Here is a 17711-nt window from a genome sequence, read left to right as displayed (position 1 = left end):
CTCATACGCGGAAAACGTGTTTCAGGTAGCTGACGAAGTTCTCGTCGCGGCACTGGGTCTTGCCCGGTGTGTCGGAAATCTTGGCGACCGGCTGGCCGTTGCAGGCGGTCATCTTGATCACGATGTTCATCGGCTCTACGCCGGGGATGTCGCAGGTCAGCCGGGTGCCGACGCCGAAGCTTACGTTGATACGACCGGAAAGTGCACGGTAGAGCTGCAGCGATTTTTCGAAGTCGAGACCGTCGGAGAACACCAGGGTCTTGCTCATGGGGTCGATGCCGAGCGTCTCGTAGTGGGCGATGGCCTTTTCCGCCCACACCAGCGGGTCGCCGGAGTCGTGGCGCAGGCCGTCGAACAGCTTGGCGAAGTACAGATCGAAGTCGCGCAGGAAGGCGTCCATGGTGATGCAGTCGGTCAGGGCGATGCCGAGCAGGCCGCGGTACTCGCGCACCCAGCAGTCCAGCGCGGCGATCTGGCTGTCGATCAGGCGCGGGCCGAGCTGCTGGTGGGCCATTAGCCATTCGTGGGCCATGGTGCCGAGCGGCTTGAGGTCCAGCTCGCGGGCCAGGTGCACGTTGCTGGTGCCGACGAAGCGACCGGGGAAGTCGCGCTTCATGATCTTCACCATCTGCTCCTGCACCCGGTAAGAGAAGCGCCGGCGGGTGCCGAAATCGGCGACCTGGAAACCGTCCAGCTCGGCGGCCGAGGCTTCGCGCTTGAGCCAGTCGAACTTGTCGTACAGGCGCTCGCTGGCCTGTTCCAGTAGCACTTCGCGGTAGCGATAGCGGTTGCGCACCTCGCTGATGATCGCCAGCAGCGGGATTTCGTAGAGGATCACGTGCAGCCAGGGGCCACGCAGGCGGATACACAGCTGGCCATCCTCGATGCCGGTCTGCACATGGCGCGGGTTGAAGCGGAACAGGCCGAGGAAGCGGATGAAGTCGGGCTTCATGAACGGGATGCGTTCGAGGAAGGCCAGCTGGTCGGCGGTGGCCTCCAGTTCGGCCAGGCGCTCGATCTGGTAGCGGATCTCGGCCAGGTAGGGCGCCAGGTCTTCGCTGTTGCGGCAGCGGAATTCCCACTCGACCTCGGCGTTGGGGTAGTTGTGCAGCACCGCCTGCATCATCGTCAGCTTGTAGAAGTCGGTGTCCAGCAGGTTCTGCACGATGCGCTCGGCGAATACGCTCTCGGTCATCTCAGTCGTCTCCAAGGTTCAGCGCTGCGTCCAGCTCGTCCAGGCTGGCGTGCAGGGCGATGCCCGCGGCGCGCATCTCGGCGCAGGCGCTGTCGGCGGTGTCTGCGGCGATGGCCCGGCAGGCCGGCAGGAACACGTCGACCGCGAAGCCGGCGCGACGCAGTTGCAGGGCGGTGGTCTTGACGCAGTAGTCCAGGGCCAGGCCGCCGACCAGCACGCGTTGCACGCCATTGTGCCGGAGAAACTCGATGGCGCCCGTGCTGCGCTTCTCGGCCAGGTCGTGGTAGCAGGCGCCGTAGGGGTGCAGGTCAGGCTCCACGCCTTTCCACACGAAGTAGTCGTAGTCCAGCGGAGCGGGCAGGCCGTCGAGCAGTTCGAAGCCCGGCGTGCCTGGCACGCAGTGGCTGACCCAGGACAGGTCGGCGTTGGCCAGCGGCAGGGGCTGGAGCATCTCGGCATGGCTCGGTGCCACCCAGGCGGCCTGCGGGCTGTGCGCGTCCTTGCTGCCCAGGCGCAGGCTGGCGCGCTCGGCCAGTTGGTTGAGGGCCGGGGCGATGGCGTCGCCGCCGGGAACCGGCAGCTCGTCCGGGCACAGGGGAGTGAAACCCTTTTGCGCATCGACGTCGAAGCTGGCGATTTTCATCTTGGCACTCCTCGTTGCCGTGAAGGTGGTTACATATTCCATCTGATGAAATAAGTTGTCCAGCGGTTTTACCCGGCAGAGGTGAAAAGTTGTGAGTTATTCGTCAAGATGAAATAAGTCCGCTGACATCGAGGAGGGAGCATGGCATCCGCGGAAGTGCTGGCCGGCGTGGACATCGTGGCCCTGCGCCTGGGCGAGGCGGGCAGGCTGGAACTGCTGCTGGGGCGGCGCGCCCAGGAGCCGTTCGCGGACCAGTGGGCGCTGCCCGGCGTGCTGGTCAACGGCCGCTGCGCCGATGCGAGCCTGGATGCCGCCGCCGGGCGTGCCCTGCAGGACCGGGCGCGGATCGTGCCGGCCCACCTGGAGCAGGTGGCCACGGTCGGCAACGCGGCGCGCGACCCGCGCGGCTGGTCGCTGTCGACCTTCTACCTCGCTTTGCTGGCTCCCGATGTGCGCCTGCCGGGCGAGGACCTGCGCTTCGTCGCCTTGGAGGAGGTGCTGGACGGGCGGCTGTCGCTGCCGTTCGACCACGCCCAGTTGGTGGCCCAGGCCACCGAGCGCCTGGCCGGCAAGGCGGTGTACACCTCGCTGCCGCTGTACCTGCTGACGCCGTGCTTCACCGTCACCGAGGCCCTGACCGCGTTTCAGGCCGTGCTGGGCCAGACGGTGCAGCACACCACACTGCGCGGGCGCCTGGACAAGATGAAGCAGCACGGCTGGATCGCCGATACCGGCGAGAAGAACCAGCCGAAGATGGGCCGCCCCCAGCACCTGCTGGCGCATCGGCCGCAGGCGCCCGGTGGCTTCATCTTCGATCGCAGCGTGCTGTCGTGAGGCGTGGTTCGGAAAATGCCGGTGCGCGTGGCGCACCCTACATGGCGCAGCGTGGGCCGAGGCCTGCCAGGCGACGGGCCTGGAGGGCGAGGTAGAAGAAGGTTTCGTAGGCCAGAGACTCTGCCTTGGTGTTCCAGCTGCGGTAGCGGCTGGTGGGCGTCGGCGAGGCGTGGGCGTGCAGGCCGATGTCCTCGGCCAGGGTCATGGCGCGTTGCATGTGCAGCGGGTCGCTGACCAGCAGGGCGCTTTCCAGGCCGTGGCGTTTCATCAGCGCGCAGGCCTCGGCCAGGTTCTCGGCGGTGACCCGGGAGGCGGACTCGGTGAGGATGCGCTCGGCTGGCACGCCGGCGGCAATGGCGTACTGGCGGGCGACGTTCGACTCGGCGCGGCCGCCCTCGGCACCGATGCCGCCGGTCAGGATCAGGTAGTCCGCGGCACCCTCCGTGACCAGTCGCACGCCGTGCCTGATCCGCTCCTCGAAGACCGGCGAGGGCCGGTCCTGCCACACGGCAGCGCCGAGTACGATGGCCGCGTCGGCCCTGGCGGGTGGCGTGCCAGGATCATGCAGCGCGATGCGCAGCGCCGCCGTGGTCGCCGCGACGACCAGCAGCGCGACCAGCACCAGGCATAGCCGCAGGAGCAAGCTCAGCGCTGCTCCACGCGCTGGTGCAACTGCTGCGACAGTTGCTCCAGGCGCTTGCCCAGGTCGACCAGCGACTCCTGGGCGTCGAGCAGCTCGGCGCTGGCGGCGCGCTGGCGCTGGCTCGCTTCCCGCTGCCCGGCGCTGTGGTCGCGCACCTGCACCAGTTGCCGGTGGGCGTTGTCCAGGGCCTGGCTGTGCTCAAGGATGGCGCTGGACAGGCTGGCGGTCAGCTCGGCGTTCTCGCTCAGCGCCTCGCCCACCTCGGTGACCTGGCGGGCGCCGGTGCCTACGGTCTGCTCGGATTGGCCGAGCACACTCTGCACGGTGTCGGCGGTCTGGTTGCTGCGCTGGGACAGCGAGCGCACCTCGTCGGCGACCACGGCGAAACCGCGGCCGTGTTCCCCGGCCCGGGCGGCTTCGATGGCAGCGTTGAGGGCGAGCAGGTTGGTCTGCTGGGCGATGGCGCTGATCATCTGCATGGATTCGGCGATGCGCTGGTTGCTCGCCTGGATCGCCTGCATGCTCTCCTGGGCCTGCTGCATGCGGCTGGCGCAGGCGTTGACCTGGCCGCTGCTGTCCTGGGTATCGCGGCTCAGCTGCTGCATGTGCTCGGTGCTCTGCGCCAGGCTGGCGAGCACCTCGTGCACGGCCGCGTCCAGCTGGTGCATGGCGTCGGCCTGGCGCTGCACGTCGCCGTCGATGCTCTGGCAGCGCTGGCGCATGTTGTCGAGGGTCTGGTAGAGCTGCTGGGAGAGCTGGCGCAAATCGCCGGCGCTGAGGCGCACCTCGTCGAGCAGGCTGGCCAGCTGCTCGGCGCCGCTGGTCGCGGCCCGGCCGACCCGTTCGGCTTCCTTCAGGTGCTGCTCGGCGCCGTCCAGCGCCTGCTGGCGCATCCGCGCGCTGTACCACTGGGCCAGCCACATGGTGATCACCGGCAGCAGGTAGCCCGAGTATTCGTTGACCAGCGCGTCGCGCGGACTCAGTTCGAACTGGGGAAGGATGGCGCCGGAGCGATCCAGGCGGATCAGCCAGAATACGAAGATCAGCTGCAGCAGCCCCCAGAACGCTGCACTGCGCCCGCCTAGCAGCAGGTAGGCGAAGCTGATCACTACCAGCGGCCAGAAGATGTGCGCCGAATGGAGCCCGCCGAGCTGGTAGATGAGGATCATCGCGTAACTGCTGATCAGCGCCATGGCGAAGTTGGCCGCGCCGCGGGCCGGCAGCCAGGCCTGGCGCAGCGTCAGCAGCGCCAGCGGCATGCCGAGAATCAGCAGCAGCGAGCCCTGGACCAGGGCGTCGTTGCCCAGGCGGGCCCACTTGATGCCGCTGTACAGGCCGATGGTGATGCCGCACAGGCAGAAGAAGGCGAGCATGCGGCTCACCAGCTGGTCGCTGGGGTTCTGCTCGGTCTGAGGCATGAGAATGGCTAACAGCCCTTGCTGCATGGGACTCGCTCCGTTCTTGTTCGTTATCGAGCGTATCGGCGAGGATCGCGTCGGCTTGACCGCGCTTCGCCGATTGATGGCACATGGCCCGCCGGCAGATTACCCAGTCCGGCCGGCGCCGGCTAACCCTTCGCGACAAAACGTCGAGGCGAACGGCCGTTTCGCTGCCGGAAAAGGCGGATAAGCCGCCTCATCCTACGCCAGCACGACCAGCCGGTCGTCGACTGGCGCAGAACCGCGTCGGCCGGGATGGGTCTTTCTGCTGCCTCGACGGAATTTTCACCTGCCGCGCAGGAGAATTCCCAATCGGCACAATGCCTTCCGTTTCAAAGACTGGACTTTCCCTAGCATGCCTTCAGTGGACGCCACCCGTTCCTCCGCTATTCCCGCTGCGCGCCTGCAGCCCAACCTCGCCAGCCACCTGACCTTCACCCTCGCCAGCGCGCTGGTGCTGATGCTGATGTACTCGTCGCTGCGCCTGGCGTTGCTTCATCACAACAGCGAGCTGATCGCCGATGTCAGCCGCAGTGACCTGTTCGAGGCGTTCTTCAACGGCCTGCGCTTCGACCTGCGGGTGGTGGTGTACGCCGTGGCGCCGTTGCTGCTGTCGCTGCTCAGCCCGCGCGCCATGGCCGCACGCACCGCCCACGTGGTGTGGCTGACGGTGGTGGCCAGCCTGACCCTGCTGCTCGGCGTGGTCGAGCTGGACTTCTACCGCGAGTTCCACCAGCGCCTGAACAGCCTGGTGTTCCAGTACCTGGAAGAGGACCTGGGCACCGTCGCCAGCATGCTCTGGCACGGCTTCCCGGTGGGCCGCTACCTACTGGCGTGGGCGCTGGCGACCCTGGCCCTGGGCATGCTCTTCCACTGGCTGGAAGGCGCCACCCGGCCTCGCCGGGCCAAGCTCGCGCTGGCCTGGTACTGGCGCCTGGCGGTGTTCTTCGTGTGCCTGGTGTTGGCGGTGATCGCGGCGCGCGGCACCCTCAAGCAGGGGCCGCCCCTGCGCTGGGGCGACGCCTTCACCACCGACTCGATGTTCGCCAACCACCTGGGCCTAAACGGCGTGCTGACCCTGGTCGACGCTGCCGAGAACAGCTTCTCCAGCCACCGCGACAACGCCTGGAAGGCCAGCATGCCGGAGGACGAGGCGCTGCAAACGGTGCGCGAGATGCTGCTCACCGAGCGCGACACGCTGGTGGATGCCGACAGTGCGGCGCTCCGCCGCGACTCCACGCCGGCCGCCGAAGGCACGCTGCCGGTCAGGCACGTGGTGGTGATCCTGATGGAGAGCTTCGCCGGGCGCTGGGTCGGCGCTCTGGGCAGCGACGCCAACATCACGCCCAACTTCGACCGCCTGAGCCGGGAGGGGCTGCTGTTCACCCGTTTCTTCTCCAACGGCACCCACACCCACCAGGGCATGTTCGCCACCATGGCCTGCTTCCCCAACCTGCCGGGCTTCGAGTACCTGATGCGCACGCCGGAGGGCAGCCACAAGTTCTCCGGCCTGCCGCAGCAGCTCAGCGCGCGCGGCTACGACGACCTGTACGTCTACAACGGCAACTTCCAGTGGGACAACCAGTCCGGCTTCTTCGGCAACCAGGGCATGCGCAACTTCATCGGCCGCGAGGATTTCGTCGACCCGGTGTTCATCGACCCGACCTGGGGCGTGTCCGACCAGGACATGTTCGACCGCGCCGCCACCGAGCTGGCCAAACTCGACCCGCAGAAACCGTTCTACGCGCTGCTGCAGACGCTCTCCAACCACACCCCCTACGCACTGCCGGAAAGCCTACCGGTGGAGCCGGTGACCGACCGTGGCTCGTTCAACCAGCACCTCACCGCCATGCGCTACTCCGACTGGGCGCTGGGGCGCTTCTTCGAGCAGGCGAAGCAGTCGCCGTACTACCAGGACACCCTGTTCGTGATCGTCGGCGACCACGGCTTCGGCAGCCCGGAGCAGCTCACCGAGATGGACCTGTTCCGCTTCAACGTGCCGCTGCTGCTGATCGCCCCGGGCATGCAGGAGAAGTTCGGCGAGCGCCGCGACACGGTCGGCACCCAGGTCGACGTGGTGCCGACCATCATGGCCCGCCTGGGCGGCGAGACCCGCCAGCAGTGCTGGGGCCGCGACCTGCTCGGTCTGCCCGAGGGCGACCCGGGTATCGGCGTGATCAAGCCCTCAGGCAGCGACCAGACGGTGGCCATCGCCAACGGCGAGAAGATCCTGGTGCAGCCCAAGGGCCTGCCGGCCAAGCTGTACCGTTACCAGCTCGGCGCCCAGCCCGGGGTCGAGGTGGTGCAGGGCGACGATGACCAGGCCGGGTTGCAGAAGCGCCTGGAAGCCTTCCTGCAGGTAGCGACGCAGAGCCTGCTGCAGAACACCGCCGGCGCCACGGGCGGCAGCGCCGTACGCTGAGCGTTTAGAGCCTGTTTACGAGCTGCTGAATTAGAGCCAGACAAGGCAAAGTCGCCGAAAAAGCGCAGTTTACGCAGTGTAAATGAGCATTTTGAGGCGACTTTCAGCGCCGTATGGCCGACAGCGCGTAGACAGGTTCTCACGCGCCGCGCTGGAAACGGCGCGGCGCCACGCCCTTCCAGCGCTTGAAGGCGTGGATGAAGTTGGACACCTCGCCGTAGCCGAGGCGTTCGGCGATCTCCTCCAGCGTCAGCCCGCCGGTGGCCAGCAGCTCCTCGGCCAGGGCCTGGCGCACCTCGTCCAGCAGCAGGCGGAAGTTGCTGCCTTCCTCGTCCAGGCGCCGGCGCAGGGTGCGCGAACTCATGTTCAGGCCGGCCGCCACCTGTTCCATATCCGGCAGGCGCCCGGGACGTTCCAGCAGCAGGGCGCGGATGCGCCCGGCCAGGCCGCCGTGCTGGCTGCGCTTGGCCAGCAGGCGCTGGCACTGTTCCTCGCACAGCTGCGCCGCCTGCGGATGGGCGCCGGCCAGGGGCCGGTCGAGCAGGTAGCGGGGGAAGACGAAGCGGTTCTCGGCCTGGCCGAACAGCGGCGCCACGCCGATCTCGTCGCGGTACACGGCGGGGTCGTCCGGCGGCGGCAGGCGCAGTTCCACCCGCAGCAGCGGCGGCTCGGCGCCCAGTACCTCGCGCAGCACCTGCAACATGCCCGCCAGGTCGCGCTCCAGCAGGAAGCCGCGCAGTTCCTCGGGCACGTCCCGGTCGTCCAGCAGCAGGTGGACTTCTTCGCCATGCTCTTCCAGCCTCATGCCGTGGTAGGCGTAGGTCAGGCCGAGGTAGCGCAGGCCCAGGCGCGCGGCGTCGCCGTAGGTCGGGCTGGCGAGCAGGGCGAAGCCCCAGATGCCGTAGCTGTTGAGCTGGTAGCGGCGGCCCAGGGGCAGGCCGAGGCCGGGGCGGGCGCCGCAGGCGGCGATCAGGTTGCGCACCAGGCGCAGCTCCTGTTCGGCGTCCACTTCGGCGGCGGGGTCGGCCAGCCGCAGCCAGTCCAGGCCGGTGCCATGCAGGCAGGCATCGAGGGACAGGCCATGATCCAGGCCGTACTGGGTGAGTAGCTGGACGCTGACGGCGCTGCGGCGAGGGCGGGGCATAGGTTGTCCGAAAGTCACAATTCTGTGGCCGACTATGCCATAAACCGGGCGCCGGGAAAGCCCTAGGATGGCCTCGACCGCACTATTGGCGGCTCATGGAGATAACAATGACCAACAACACTCCCGAGCAGGCACCCTTGCGCGTGCTGATCATCGGCGCCGGCTTCGCCGGCCTCGGCCTGGCGATGCGGCTGCGGCAGCAGGGCCACGAGGATTTCCTGATCCTCGAGAAGGGCGAGGAACCCGGCGGCACCTGGCGCGACAACCATTACCCCGGCGCCGCCTGCGACGTGCCCTCGCACCTGTATTCCTTTTCCTTCGAGCCAAAGCTCGACTGGAGCCGGCGCTACGCGCCGCAGCCGGAGATCTTCGCCTACGTGCGCCAGTGCATCGAGCGCCACCGGCTGGCGCCGCACATCCGTTGCCGCAGCGAGGTGGCGGAGGCCTGGTTCGACGAGGCGGCCGCCCTGTGGCGGGTCACCACCACGGACGGCGCTGTCTTCAGCGCGCGGGCGCTGGTCAGTGCCTGCGGCCAGCTCAACCGGCCTCTGTACCCGAAGCTGCCGGGGCTGGAGCGCTTCGCCGGCGAGAGCTTCCATTCGGCGCGCTGGCGCCACGACGTGGAGCTGGCCGGCAAGCGGGTGGCGGTGATCGGCACCGGCGCCAGTGCTATCCAGTTCGTGCCGCAGATCGTGCCGAAGGTCGCCCGGATGCACCTGTTCCAGCGCACGCCGGCCTATGTCATGGCCAAGCCGGACCGCGCCTACCGCCCCTTCGAACTGGCGCTGATGAAGCGCTGGCCCTGGACGCAGAAGCTCGACCGGGCCTGGCAGTACCTGTTCCACGAGGCGCGCGGCGTGGCCTTCTTCCTCTGGCCGTGGGTCATGAAGCTGCAGCGCCTGCTGGTGCTGCGCCACCTGGCCCGGCAGGTCCCGGAGCCGGGCCTGCGAGCGAAGCTCACCCCGGACTACCCGCTGGGCTGCAAGCGCATCCTGATCAGCAATGACTACTACCCGGCGCTGCGCCAGCCCCGGGTGGAGGTGGTGAACGAGGCGATCCGCGAGGTGACCGAGCGCGGCATCGTCACCGCCGACGGCGTGGAGCGGGAGGCGGACGTGCTGATTTACGGCACCGGCTTCGCCGCCAGCGACTTCCTGGCGCCGATGCACATCCGCGGCCTCGGCGGCCTGGACCTGAACCAGGCCTGGCGCGACGGCGCCGAGGCGTACAAGGGCATCAGCGTCAGCGGCTTCCCCAACCTGTTCATCCTCTACGGACCGAACACCAACCTCGGCCACAACTCGATCATCTACATGCTGGAGAGCCAGTTCCCCTACGTGCTGGACTGCCTCGCCAGGCTCGACCAGGGCGTGCGCTACCTGGATGTGCGCCGCCACGTGCAGGACGCCTGGAACCGCCAGGTGCAGCGCGACATCGCCGATTCGGTGTGGGAGCAGGGCTGCAGCAGCTGGTACAAGAACGCCGCCGGCAAGCACACCAACAACTGGTCGGGCTTCACCTTCAGCTACCGTCACCACACGCGCCGGCCGCGTTGGAGCGACTATGAACTGGTCCGCTGAGCTGCCCCGACCGGGCCTTGGCCAGCGCCTGCTCACCGGCTGGCTGCGGGCGAGTACCTGGCTGGTGTTCCGCAGCGGCATGCACCCCGTGGTGCCACCGCGCGTGCAGCGCGGGGTGCTGCGCCTGGCGACCCTGACCGCGCCGCGGGCACGGGGCGTGCGTATCGAGCCCGGAGTGCTCGGCGGCGTGCCCTGCGAATGGCTGAGGGGCGAGCGGGACAACGGCTGGGTGCTGCTGTACCTGCACGGTGGCGCCTTCATGGTCGGCTCGCCGCGCACCCACCGGGCGATCACCAGCCACCTGGCCAGGCAGTCCGGGGCGCGGGTCTGCGCCCTGGACTACCGCCTGGCGCCTGAACATCCCTGGCCGGCGGCGGCGGACGATGCGCTGGATGCCTACCGCGCGCTATTGGAACAGGGCCAGTCGCCAGACAGGATCGTGATTGCTGGCGACTCGGCGGGCGGGCACCTGGCCCTGACCACCGCGCTGCGGCTGCGCGACGCCGGGCTGCCAGGGCCGGCGGCGCTGGTCTGCTTCTCGCCGGTCACCGACCTGAGTGGGGCGACCTGGCACGAACCGGCGGGTGGCGACCCGCTGATCACCACGGCCTGGGTGGAGCAGGGCGTGAATGGCTACTGCCCGCCGGGCGTGGATCGCGCCGCGCCGCTGCTGTCGCCGCTGCATGCCGACCTGGCCGGGCTGCCGCCGCTGCTGGTGCAGGTCGGCGAGGACGAGCGCCTGCTGAACCAGAGCCTGGGGCTGCGCGAATGCTCCGGGCTGGACCTGCGCCTGGAGGTCTATCCGGGCCAGTGGCACGTGTTCCAGATCAACTGCGGCCTGCTGCAGGTCGCCGCGCTGGCGATGCGGCGGGTCGCCGGATTTCTTGGAGAGAGGGGCTGCCAATGAAGCACATTCTGATCACCGGCGCCGCGTCGGGCATCGGCGCGGCCAGCGCCCGGCTGTTCCACGCCCGCGGCTGGCGGGTCGGCCTGCTGGACGTGGGCGCAGAGCCGCTGGCGGCCCTGGCCGCCGAGCTGGGCGGCGCCTGGCACCAGGCACTCGACGTGACCGACGGCGAGGCGCTGAGCCAGGCCCTGGCCGCTTTCTGCGGGGAGGGCGGGGCGCTGGACGTGCTGTTCAACTGCGCGGGGGTGCTGCGTTTCGGCTTCTTCGAGGAGATCGCGCTGGAGGAGCACGCGCGCATCCTGCAGATCAATGTGTTCGGCCTGCTCCAGGCCACCCATGCCGCGTTTCCCTACCTGAAGGCCGCGCGCGGCCAGGTGATCAACATGGGCTCGGCCTCGGGGCTCTACGGCACGCCACACATGGTCAGCTACTCGGCCTCGAAGTTCGCCGTGCGCGGGCTGACCGAGGCGCTGGAGCTGGAGTGGCGGCGCCACGGCATACGGGTCGGCGACCTGATGCCGCCGTTCGTCGCCACGCCGATGGTCGACAGCCAGCGCTTCACCCCGCCGACCCTGCGCCGCCTGGGCGTCAAGTTGCGTGCTGAGGATGTAGCCGAGGCCGCCTGGCAGCAGGTCCGGGCGCCGCGGGTGCACCGGGTCATCCACTGGCTGTTCAAGCTGATGTACTGGTCCGGTCAGCTGTCGCCGCCGGCGACCAACCGGGCCGTGATGGGCTGGCTCTCCCGCGACTGAGGCCCGCGACCGGTGGTCGATGGCCGGGCACATCCGCCATTCAGGCACTACCCTCAAGGAATGGCGGCTCGGGCACGCATTCGCGAAACCAGCCGCCTGCGGGCGTTCGCGCCCGTCGCGACAGACCAGGCAGCATTGCCTGGTTCTCGGGCGGCACCCCCTGGTGTCGCGATGCCGCCAACGGCGGCTGCGGTCGATCCATCGCCTGAGAGGAGGTCCTTCCATGAGTACAGCCTTCCAAGATGATGTCAGCACTAACGTTCTGCGCCGCATGAAAGAGGGCGGTTTCGATTTCGCCCGTGTCCATCCCATCGAGTTCTACGCCATCTTCCCGAACGAGGAACGGGCCAGAGAGGCGGCAAGGCAGTTTCGCGGTGAATCCCTGAATGCCCAGGTCAGCGTCCGCGAGGACGGTGCCTGGCACCTGCAGGTGAGCAAGGTGATGTATGCCACCCATGCCGGCATCGGTGACTTCGAGCAGGATCTGGAGGCCCTGGTGATGCCGCTCGGCGGTGTGCTGGACGGTTGGGGGGTGACCCAGGAGGTCCGCCTCGACGCTCAGCTCTCCGGCCGGCTCTGAGCATGGTGGACGCCGGCCAGCCTGCGGGCGGCCGGCTGCCGGCGTTTTCCCCTGGTTGTCAGACGACGGTGCGCTGGTGCAGCGCCTCGATGAAGGCGGTCACGTCCGGCGCGCCGGCCAGGCGCAGGCCCTCGCCCAGCGCGTTGGCCTCCTCGGAGCTTTTCGGCAGCAGGAGGAACTCCGGCGCGTCCGGGTAGCGCAGCAGGGAAAGGCGGGCGTAAGGCAGGCCGTGGTCGAGCAGCAGGCTCATGAAGGCGGGTTCGCTCCAGGCCTGCACCGGCATCGCGGTCATGTGGTAGCGCCGGCGCAGCTCGGCCAGGCCGCTGGCGCTCAGCCGGTAGTGGGTCAGCTCGGCCGGCAGGGTGACTTCCAGGCCGCGCAGGCGGGCGTAGGCGATGGCGCAGGCGAACGCCTCGCCATGCTGGTCGCCTGCCCAGAAGATGCGTTCGCCGAACCAGCTGGCCTGGCGCAGTTCGATGGCCTCGGCGGCGAGGAAGCGCGGCACGGCCTGGCTGATGGTCTTGAGGAAGTCCTTGTAGCTGATGATGCGGGCGCAGCGGCCCAGCGGGCTGGCGGCCAGCTCCTCGAAGCTGGTCAGCCTGTCGTCGGTGTTCGCCGGCGGGCTGCAGAGGCCATCAATGGTGCGCAGGTCGAAGTTGTCCAGGTGTTCCGTTTCCCGCTCCACCACGCCCATCAGCACGGCGCGGGCGGCGGCTTTGTCTTCCTGCACCGGCCCCGAGAGCGCGTCGCGGGGCAGGTCGACCAGCCGGTGCAGCGGCGGTCCCGCCTGCCACCAGAGGCTCGGCTCCGGCAGCGGCAGCGGCTGGAACGGCAGTCGCAGGCCACGGGCGCGCTCGAACACCACGCGCGGCACACGCCCTTTCAGGCCCAGGCGCTGGGCCAGGGCGGAAAGGCGCGAGACGAGTGTGAGGGATTCGGTCAAGCTCACTGGCAACGGACTCCGGGTACTACCGGGTCAGTGTGGCAGAGCCGTCGATGGCGCGCACTACCCGTGCGCCCGTTGTCGCGGGGGTGGGAGCCGGAGGTCGATGCCGCCGACTGTGGCAGAATGGTGCCGATCACTACGAGGATGCCTCCATGCCCAGCCTGGTGCTGGATATCGCCTTGCCTGCGGAACGCTTCCTGGCCGTCTACCAGGGGCGCGCCAACCGGGTCCTGCTCTATAGTCGCGATGGCCGCAAGGTCAGCCTGCCGGCCCATCACCTGCGCCCGTTCCTGCGCCACGACGGCATAAATGGCGTGTTCGAGCTGGAGTTCAGCACGAGCGGGGAACTGCTCGACCTGCGCCAGCTACGATGACGATCAATGGGGCCGGCGCTCCTTATTACTCCGTTGCCTCGCCTGAGGCTAGTGCCGGTGGCTATAATCGCGCCCTGTTTCCCACTGTCTTCCTATCCGAGCCGATCCGCCCATGTACGACCTGGCCCGCGCGCTGCTGTTCCGTCTCGCTCCCGAAACTTCCCATGAGCTGTCCGTCGACCTGATCGGCGCCGGCGGCCGCCTGGGCCTCAACGGCCTGCTGTGCAAGGCGCCGGTCCGCCTGCCGGTGCAGGTGATGGGGCTGGAGTTCCCCAACCCGGTGGGCCTGGCCGCCGGCCTGGACAAGAACGGCGACGCCATCGATGGCTTCGCCCAGCTCGGCTTCGGCTTCATCGAGATCGGCACCGTGACGCCGCGCCCGCAGCCCGGCAACCCCAAGCCGCGCCTGTTCCGCCTGCCGGAGGCGACGGCCATCATCAACCGCATGGGCTTCAACAACCACGGCGTCGAGCACCTGCTGGCCCGGGTCCGCGCGGCCCGTTACCAGGGCATCTTGGGCATCAACATTGGCAAGAACTTCGATACCCCGGTCGAGCGCGCGGTGGACGACTACCTGATCGGCCTGGACAAGGTCTATGCCAACGCCAGCTACGTCACCGTCAACGTCAGCTCGCCGAACACCCCGGGCCTGCGCAGCCTGCAGTTCGGCGACCAGCTCAAGGCACTGCTCGAGGCCCTGCGCCAGCGCCAGGAAGACCTGGCCGAGCAGCACGGCCGGCGCGTGCCGCTGGCGATCAAGATCGCCCCGGACATGACCGACGAGGAAACCGTGGAAGTGGCCCGCGCGCTGGTGGAAACCGGCATGGACGCGGTGATCGCCACCAACACCACCCTGGGCCGCGAAGGCGTCGAGCACCTGCCGTTCGGCGGCGAGGCGGGCGGCCTGTCCGGCGCTCCGGTGCGCGACAAGAGCACCCACACCGTGCGGGTGCTGGCCGGCGAGCTGAAGGGCCGTCTGCCGATCATCGCCGTGGGCGGCATCACCGAGGGCGCCCACGCGGCCGAGAAGATCGCCGCCGGTGCGAGCCTGGTGCAGATCTATTCGGGTTTCATCTACAGGGGGCCGGCGCTGATCCGCGAGGCGGTGGACGCCATCGCCGCGCTGCCTAAGGCGTAGGGTGCGCCGTGCGCACCTGGCGATGTAAGGGCGAGCTTGCTGGTGCGCGCGGCGCACCCTACAACGGCGGTCTCGGGGGCATGGCCAAATGTACCCGTTACGTGTTGGTGGCGTAATTCTGCTCTTGTGGGGGCGGCTGGGCGGCATTCCGATTGGCCGCGAAATTCGCGGATAAATCCGCTCCCACAAGGCGTGCAACAACTAACGGGGACAGAGCCAATAAAAAAGGGCCCCGGAGGGGCCCTCGGGCTCTCGCCCACCGCCCGGATGGGACGGTCTGGTGAAGTCGGGGTGATCCTGATTCAGCCGACGGCGTGAAGTTCGTTGAGTCTGTGGATACCGGCGGTGCCGGTCAGTCCGTCCCAGTTGTCACCGCGGCCCTCCCGCCAGCCGTTGATCCAGGCTTGCCGAGTGGAGGGGTGGGTGAAGGGGCACATATCGCGGGATTTGCCATGAATGCCGTGCTGATAGCCGCGCAAGAATGCTCGTTCCAACGGATCACGCTTAAGTCTTCTCATAGGGTGTTGCCCTCACTGTTGACTGTTATGTCCCGTTGGCCCCTTGATGGGGCCGGGCAGAGAATGCTCTGCCAGCGGGGCCCGCTGCCGGCGTGGCGGGCCACCTCGTCGGCACCGTTGCGGTGTCGACCTGGGTTGATTTCTAGCGAATGCCTTCCACCCTGTGAATGATCGTTTTGTCATAAGGACGTAACGCGAGTGGGATGGGAGCCATAAGGTTCAACTCTTTTTTCGTTCGCCGATTGCCCTGGGCCGCGTGGTTGGGGAGTCTCGGCGGGGCAGGCAGGCGTATTGCCATTGCGAATGGCTCTCGTCTGTATGGCTCTTTTATTCCGACGAAGGGTCGCGAATGCGACCTTCCGCCACATGGGCTGGCGCCCGATTACTGGATACCTCATGTCTGACCGCTACGAACTGATCCTCACCTGTCCCAAGAGCCTGGAAGGCCTGCTGCTCGAAGAAGCCAGCGGCCTGGGGCTGGAAGAAGCCCGCGAGCAGACCGCCGCCGTGCGCGGCTTCGCCCCCATCGAGGTGGCCTACCGCCTGTGCCTGTGGTCGCGCCTGGCCAACCGGGTGCTGCTGGTGCTGCGCCGCTTCCCGGTGAGCAACGCCGAGGAGCTGTACCAGGGCGTGCTGGCGGTGGACTGGGCCGAGCATCTGGACCCGGCCGGCACCCTGGCGGTGGAGTTCAGCGGCCACGGCGCCGGCATCGACAACACCCACTTCGGCGCGCTCAAGGTCAAGGACGCCATCGTCGACAAGCTGCGTACCGCCGATGGCACCCGTCCCTCGATCGACAAGGTCGACCCGCACCTGCGCGTGCACCTGCGCCTGGACCGGGGCGAGGCGGTGCTGTCGCTGGACCTCTCCGGGCACAGCCTGCACCAGCGCGGCTACCGCCTGCAGCAGGGCGCCGCGCCACTCAAGGAGAACCTGGCGGCGGCCATCCTGATCCGCGCCGGCTGGCCGCGCATCGCCGCCGAGGGCGGCGCGCTGGCCGACCCCATGTGCGGCGTCGGCACCTTCCTGGTCGAGGCGGCGATGATGGCGACCGACATGGCGCCCAACCTGCGCCGCGAGCGCTGGGGTTTCTCCGACTGGCTGGGCCACGTGCCGGCGATCTGGAAGAAGCTGCATGCCGAGGCCGAGCAACGCACCGCCGCCGGCCTGGCCAGGCCGCCGCTGTGGATTCGCGGCTACGAGGCCGATCCGCGGCTGATCCAGCCGGCGCGCAACAACATCGACCGCGCCGGCCTGGGCGAGTGGGTCAAGCTGTACCAGGGCGAGCTGGCGACCTTCGAGCCGCGCCCGGACAAGAACCAGACCGGCCTGATCGTCAGCAACCCGCCCTACGGCGAGCGCCTGGGCGACGAGGCGAGCCTGCTGTATCTCTACCAGAACCTCGGCGAGCGCCTGCGCCAGAGCTGCCTGAACTGGGAGGCGGCGGTGTTCACCGGCGCGCCGGAGCTGGGCAAGCGCATGGGCCTGCGCAGCCACAAGCAGTACGCGTTCTGGAACGGCGCGCTGCCGTGCAAGCTGCTGCTGTTCAAGGTGCTGCCGCAGCAGTTCGTCACCGGTGAGCGTGGCGACCGCCGCCAGGCCGGCGAGGAGGGCGCCGCCGCGCCGGTGGCCAGCGAGCCGGCGCGCCTGTCCGAAGGCGGCCAGATGTTCGCCAACCGCCTGCAGAAGAACCTCAAGACCCTCGGCAAGTGGGCGAAGAAGGCCGGCATCGAGTGCTACCGCCTGTACGACGCCGACATGCCGGAGTACGCCCTGGCCATCGACCTGTACCGCGACTGGGTGCATGTGCAGGAGTACGCGCCGCCGCGCTCCATCGACCCGGACAAGGCCCAGGCGCGCCTGCTCGACGCCCTGGCCGCCATTCCGGTGGCGTTGGGCATCGCGCCGGACAAGGTGGTGATCAAGCGCCGCGAGCGCCAGGCCGGTACCAAGCAGTACGAGCGCCAGGCCGCGCAAGGCCAGTTCATGGAGGTGAACGAGGGCGGCGTGCGCCTGCTGGTCAACCTCACCGACTACCTGGACACCGGCCTGTTCCTCGACCACCGCCCGCTGCGCCTGCGCATCCAGAAGGAGGCCGCCGGCCAGCGCTTCCTCAACCTGTTCTGCTACACCGCCACGGCCACCGTGCATGCGGCCAGGGGCGGTGCGCGCAGCACCACCAGCGTCGACCTGTCGAAGACCTACCTGGACTGGGCGCGGCGCAACCTGTCGCTGAACGGCTTCTCCGACAAGCAGCGCCTGGAGCAGGGCGACGTGATGGCCTGGCTGGAAGGCGACCGCGGCGAGTACGACCTGATCTTCATCGACCCGCCGACCTTCTCCAACTCCAAGCGCATGGAGGGGGTGTTCGACGTGCAGCGCGACCACGTGCGCCTGCTCGACCTGGCCATGGCCCGGCTGGCGAAGGGCGGCGTGCTGTACTTCTCCAACAACTTCCGCAAGTTCCAGCTCGACGAGAGCCTGGCCGAGCGCTACGCGGTGGAGGAGATCAGCGGCCAGACCCTCGACCAGGACTTCGCCCGCAACCCGAAGATCCACCGGGCCTGGCGCCTGACCGCCAAGGGCTGACGGACCG

16 protein-coding genes are annotated in these 17711 nt (G+C 68.5%); 9 read left to right on the top strand and 7 right to left on the bottom strand.

Annotated elements, in window-relative coordinates; translation table 11 throughout:
- Position 1: 1 nt before the first annotated feature.
- Positions 2–1195: a nicotinate phosphoribosyltransferase gene (gene pncB / locus N7640_RS21745; protein ID WP_279902343.1), complete on the bottom strand. Its 1194-nt coding sequence runs from the start codon at positions 1193–1195 to the stop codon at positions 2–4.
- Position 1196: 1 nt separating this feature from the next.
- On the bottom strand, positions 1197–1838 hold the full coding sequence (locus N7640_RS21740; protein WP_279902344.1) for a nicotinamidase: 642 nt from the start codon (positions 1836–1838) through the stop codon (positions 1197–1199).
- A 141-nt stretch (positions 1839–1979) separates the two neighbouring features.
- Here N7640_RS21740 and N7640_RS21735 point away from each other — a divergent pair, with 141 nt between their 5' ends.
- Positions 1980–2672 (top strand): NUDIX hydrolase, encoded by a 693-nt coding sequence (locus N7640_RS21735; RefSeq protein ID WP_279902345.1) that lies wholly within the window; start codon positions 1980–1982, stop codon positions 2670–2672.
- Positions 2673–2709: 37 nt separating this feature from the next.
- Here N7640_RS21735 and N7640_RS21730 read toward each other — a convergent pair whose 3' ends face one another.
- Together N7640_RS21730 and N7640_RS21725 are read right to left on the bottom strand one after the other, a co-directional pair.
- Positions 2710–3315, bottom strand: coding sequence for a YdcF family protein (locus N7640_RS21730; protein WP_279902346.1), 606 nt, complete (start codon positions 3313–3315; stop codon positions 2710–2712).
- A 2-nt stretch (positions 3316–3317) separates the two neighbouring features.
- Positions 3318–4760, bottom strand: a complete 1443-nt coding sequence (locus N7640_RS21725; RefSeq protein ID WP_279902347.1) for a methyl-accepting chemotaxis protein — start codon at positions 4758–4760, stop codon at positions 3318–3320.
- Between the two features lie 349 nt (positions 4761–5109).
- Here N7640_RS21725 and N7640_RS21720 point away from each other — a divergent pair, with 349 nt between their 5' ends.
- Positions 5110–7176, top strand: a complete 2067-nt coding sequence (locus tag N7640_RS21720; protein WP_279902348.1) for an LTA synthase family protein — start codon at positions 5110–5112, stop codon at positions 7174–7176.
- 139 nt (positions 7177–7315) lie between these two features.
- On the opposite strand, the gene N7640_RS21715 is transcribed toward N7640_RS21720, so the two are convergent.
- Positions 7316–8320 (bottom strand): AraC family transcriptional regulator, encoded by a 1005-nt coding sequence (locus N7640_RS21715; protein WP_279902349.1) that lies wholly within the window; start codon positions 8318–8320, stop codon positions 7316–7318.
- A 107-nt stretch (positions 8321–8427) separates the two neighbouring features.
- Here N7640_RS21715 and N7640_RS21710 point away from each other — a divergent pair, with 107 nt between their 5' ends.
- The 4 genes from N7640_RS21710 to N7640_RS21695 all read left to right on the top strand — a co-directional run bounded on the left by N7640_RS21710 (position 8428) and on the right by N7640_RS21695 (position 12139).
- Positions 8428–9900 carry an NAD(P)/FAD-dependent oxidoreductase gene (locus N7640_RS21710; protein WP_279902350.1) on the top strand — a complete coding sequence of 491 codons (1473 nt, stop codon included), beginning with the start codon at positions 8428–8430 and terminating at the stop codon, positions 9898–9900.
- Entirely contained in the window at positions 9884–10807 is a 924-nt protein-coding gene (locus N7640_RS21705) for an alpha/beta hydrolase (RefSeq protein ID WP_279902351.1), read from the top strand. The genes N7640_RS21710 and N7640_RS21705 overlap by 17 nt, the downstream gene beginning before the upstream one ends.
- Positions 10804–11559 (top strand): SDR family oxidoreductase, encoded by a 756-nt coding sequence (locus tag N7640_RS21700; RefSeq protein WP_279902352.1) that lies wholly within the window; start codon positions 10804–10806, stop codon positions 11557–11559. Before N7640_RS21705 ends, N7640_RS21700 begins: the two co-directional genes overlap by 4 nt.
- A gap of 223 nt (positions 11560–11782) precedes the next feature.
- Positions 11783–12139: a ribonuclease E inhibitor RraB gene (locus tag N7640_RS21695; RefSeq protein ID WP_220814024.1), complete on the top strand. Its 357-nt coding sequence runs from the start codon at positions 11783–11785 to the stop codon at positions 12137–12139.
- Between the two features lie 58 nt (positions 12140–12197).
- Here N7640_RS21695 and N7640_RS21690 read toward each other — a convergent pair whose 3' ends face one another.
- On the bottom strand, positions 12198–13088 hold the full coding sequence (locus N7640_RS21690; protein ID WP_279902353.1) for a DUF6685 family protein: 891 nt from the start codon (positions 13086–13088) through the stop codon (positions 12198–12200).
- A gap of 149 nt (positions 13089–13237) precedes the next feature.
- Between N7640_RS21690 and N7640_RS21685 the strand changes: the two genes are divergently transcribed.
- Positions 13238–13459, top strand: coding sequence for a DUF2835 domain-containing protein (locus N7640_RS21685; RefSeq protein ID WP_220814026.1), 222 nt, complete (start codon positions 13238–13240; stop codon positions 13457–13459).
- Between the two features lie 112 nt (positions 13460–13571).
- On the top strand, positions 13572–14597 hold the full coding sequence (locus tag N7640_RS21680) for a quinone-dependent dihydroorotate dehydrogenase (RefSeq protein ID WP_279902354.1): 1026 nt from the start codon (positions 13572–13574) through the stop codon (positions 14595–14597).
- Between the two features lie 302 nt (positions 14598–14899).
- On the opposite strand, the gene rmf is transcribed toward N7640_RS21680, so the two are convergent.
- Positions 14900–15115 (bottom strand): ribosome modulation factor, encoded by a 216-nt coding sequence (gene rmf, locus N7640_RS21675; protein WP_192319738.1) that lies wholly within the window; start codon positions 15113–15115, stop codon positions 14900–14902.
- A gap of 396 nt (positions 15116–15511) precedes the next feature.
- Between rmf and rlmKL the strand changes: the two genes are divergently transcribed.
- Complete coding sequence (rlmKL, locus tag N7640_RS21670) at positions 15512–17704, top strand: bifunctional 23S rRNA (guanine(2069)-N(7))-methyltransferase RlmK/23S rRNA (guanine(2445)-N(2))-methyltransferase RlmL (protein ID WP_279902355.1); 2193 nt, start codon at positions 15512–15514, stop codon at positions 17702–17704.
- Positions 17705–17711: the final 7 nt, after the last annotated feature.

The sequence above is a fragment of the Pseudomonas sp. GD04015 genome (assembly GCF_029837675.1).
GTDB classification, from domain to species: Bacteria; Pseudomonadota; Gammaproteobacteria; order Pseudomonadales; family Pseudomonadaceae; genus Aquipseudomonas; species Aquipseudomonas paralcaligenes.
The sequence above is the reverse complement of the archived record's forward strand: the minus strand, read 5'-3'. Positions and strand labels throughout refer to the sequence as shown.

Excerpts from the sequence above, each read along its gene's own strand:
- pncB (WP_279902343.1), bottom strand. The coding sequence starts at position 1,195 with ATGACCGAGAGCGTATTCGCCGAGCGCATCGTGCAGAACCTGCTGGAC.
- N7640_RS21740 (WP_279902344.1), bottom strand. The coding sequence starts at position 1,838 with ATGAAAATCGCCAGCTTCGACGTCGATGCGCAAAAGGGTTTCACTCCC.
- N7640_RS21735 (WP_279902345.1), top strand. The coding sequence starts at position 1,980 with ATGGCATCCGCGGAAGTGCTGGCCGGCGTGGACATCGTGGCCCTGCGC.
- N7640_RS21725 (WP_279902347.1), bottom strand. The coding sequence starts at position 4,760 with ATGCAGCAAGGGCTGTTAGCCATTCTCATGCCTCAGACCGAGCAGAAC.
- N7640_RS21720 (WP_279902348.1), top strand. The coding sequence starts at position 5,110 with ATGCCTTCAGTGGACGCCACCCGTTCCTCCGCTATTCCCGCTGCGCGC.
- N7640_RS21715 (WP_279902349.1), bottom strand. The coding sequence starts at position 8,320 with ATGCCCCGCCCTCGCCGCAGCGCCGTCAGCGTCCAGCTACTCACCCAG.
- N7640_RS21710 (WP_279902350.1), top strand. The coding sequence starts at position 8,428 with ATGACCAACAACACTCCCGAGCAGGCACCCTTGCGCGTGCTGATCATC.
- N7640_RS21705 (WP_279902351.1), top strand. The coding sequence starts at position 9,884 with ATGAACTGGTCCGCTGAGCTGCCCCGACCGGGCCTTGGCCAGCGCCTG.
- N7640_RS21700 (WP_279902352.1), top strand. The coding sequence starts at position 10,804 with ATGAAGCACATTCTGATCACCGGCGCCGCGTCGGGCATCGGCGCGGCC.
- N7640_RS21695 (WP_220814024.1), top strand. The coding sequence starts at position 11,783 with ATGAGTACAGCCTTCCAAGATGATGTCAGCACTAACGTTCTGCGCCGC.
- N7640_RS21685 (WP_220814026.1), top strand. The coding sequence starts at position 13,238 with ATGCCCAGCCTGGTGCTGGATATCGCCTTGCCTGCGGAACGCTTCCTG.
- N7640_RS21680 (WP_279902354.1), top strand. The coding sequence starts at position 13,572 with ATGTACGACCTGGCCCGCGCGCTGCTGTTCCGTCTCGCTCCCGAAACT.
- rmf (WP_192319738.1), bottom strand. The coding sequence starts at position 15,115 with ATGAGAAGACTTAAGCGTGATCCGTTGGAACGAGCATTCTTGCGCGGC.
- rlmKL (WP_279902355.1), top strand. The coding sequence starts at position 15,512 with ATGTCTGACCGCTACGAACTGATCCTCACCTGTCCCAAGAGCCTGGAA.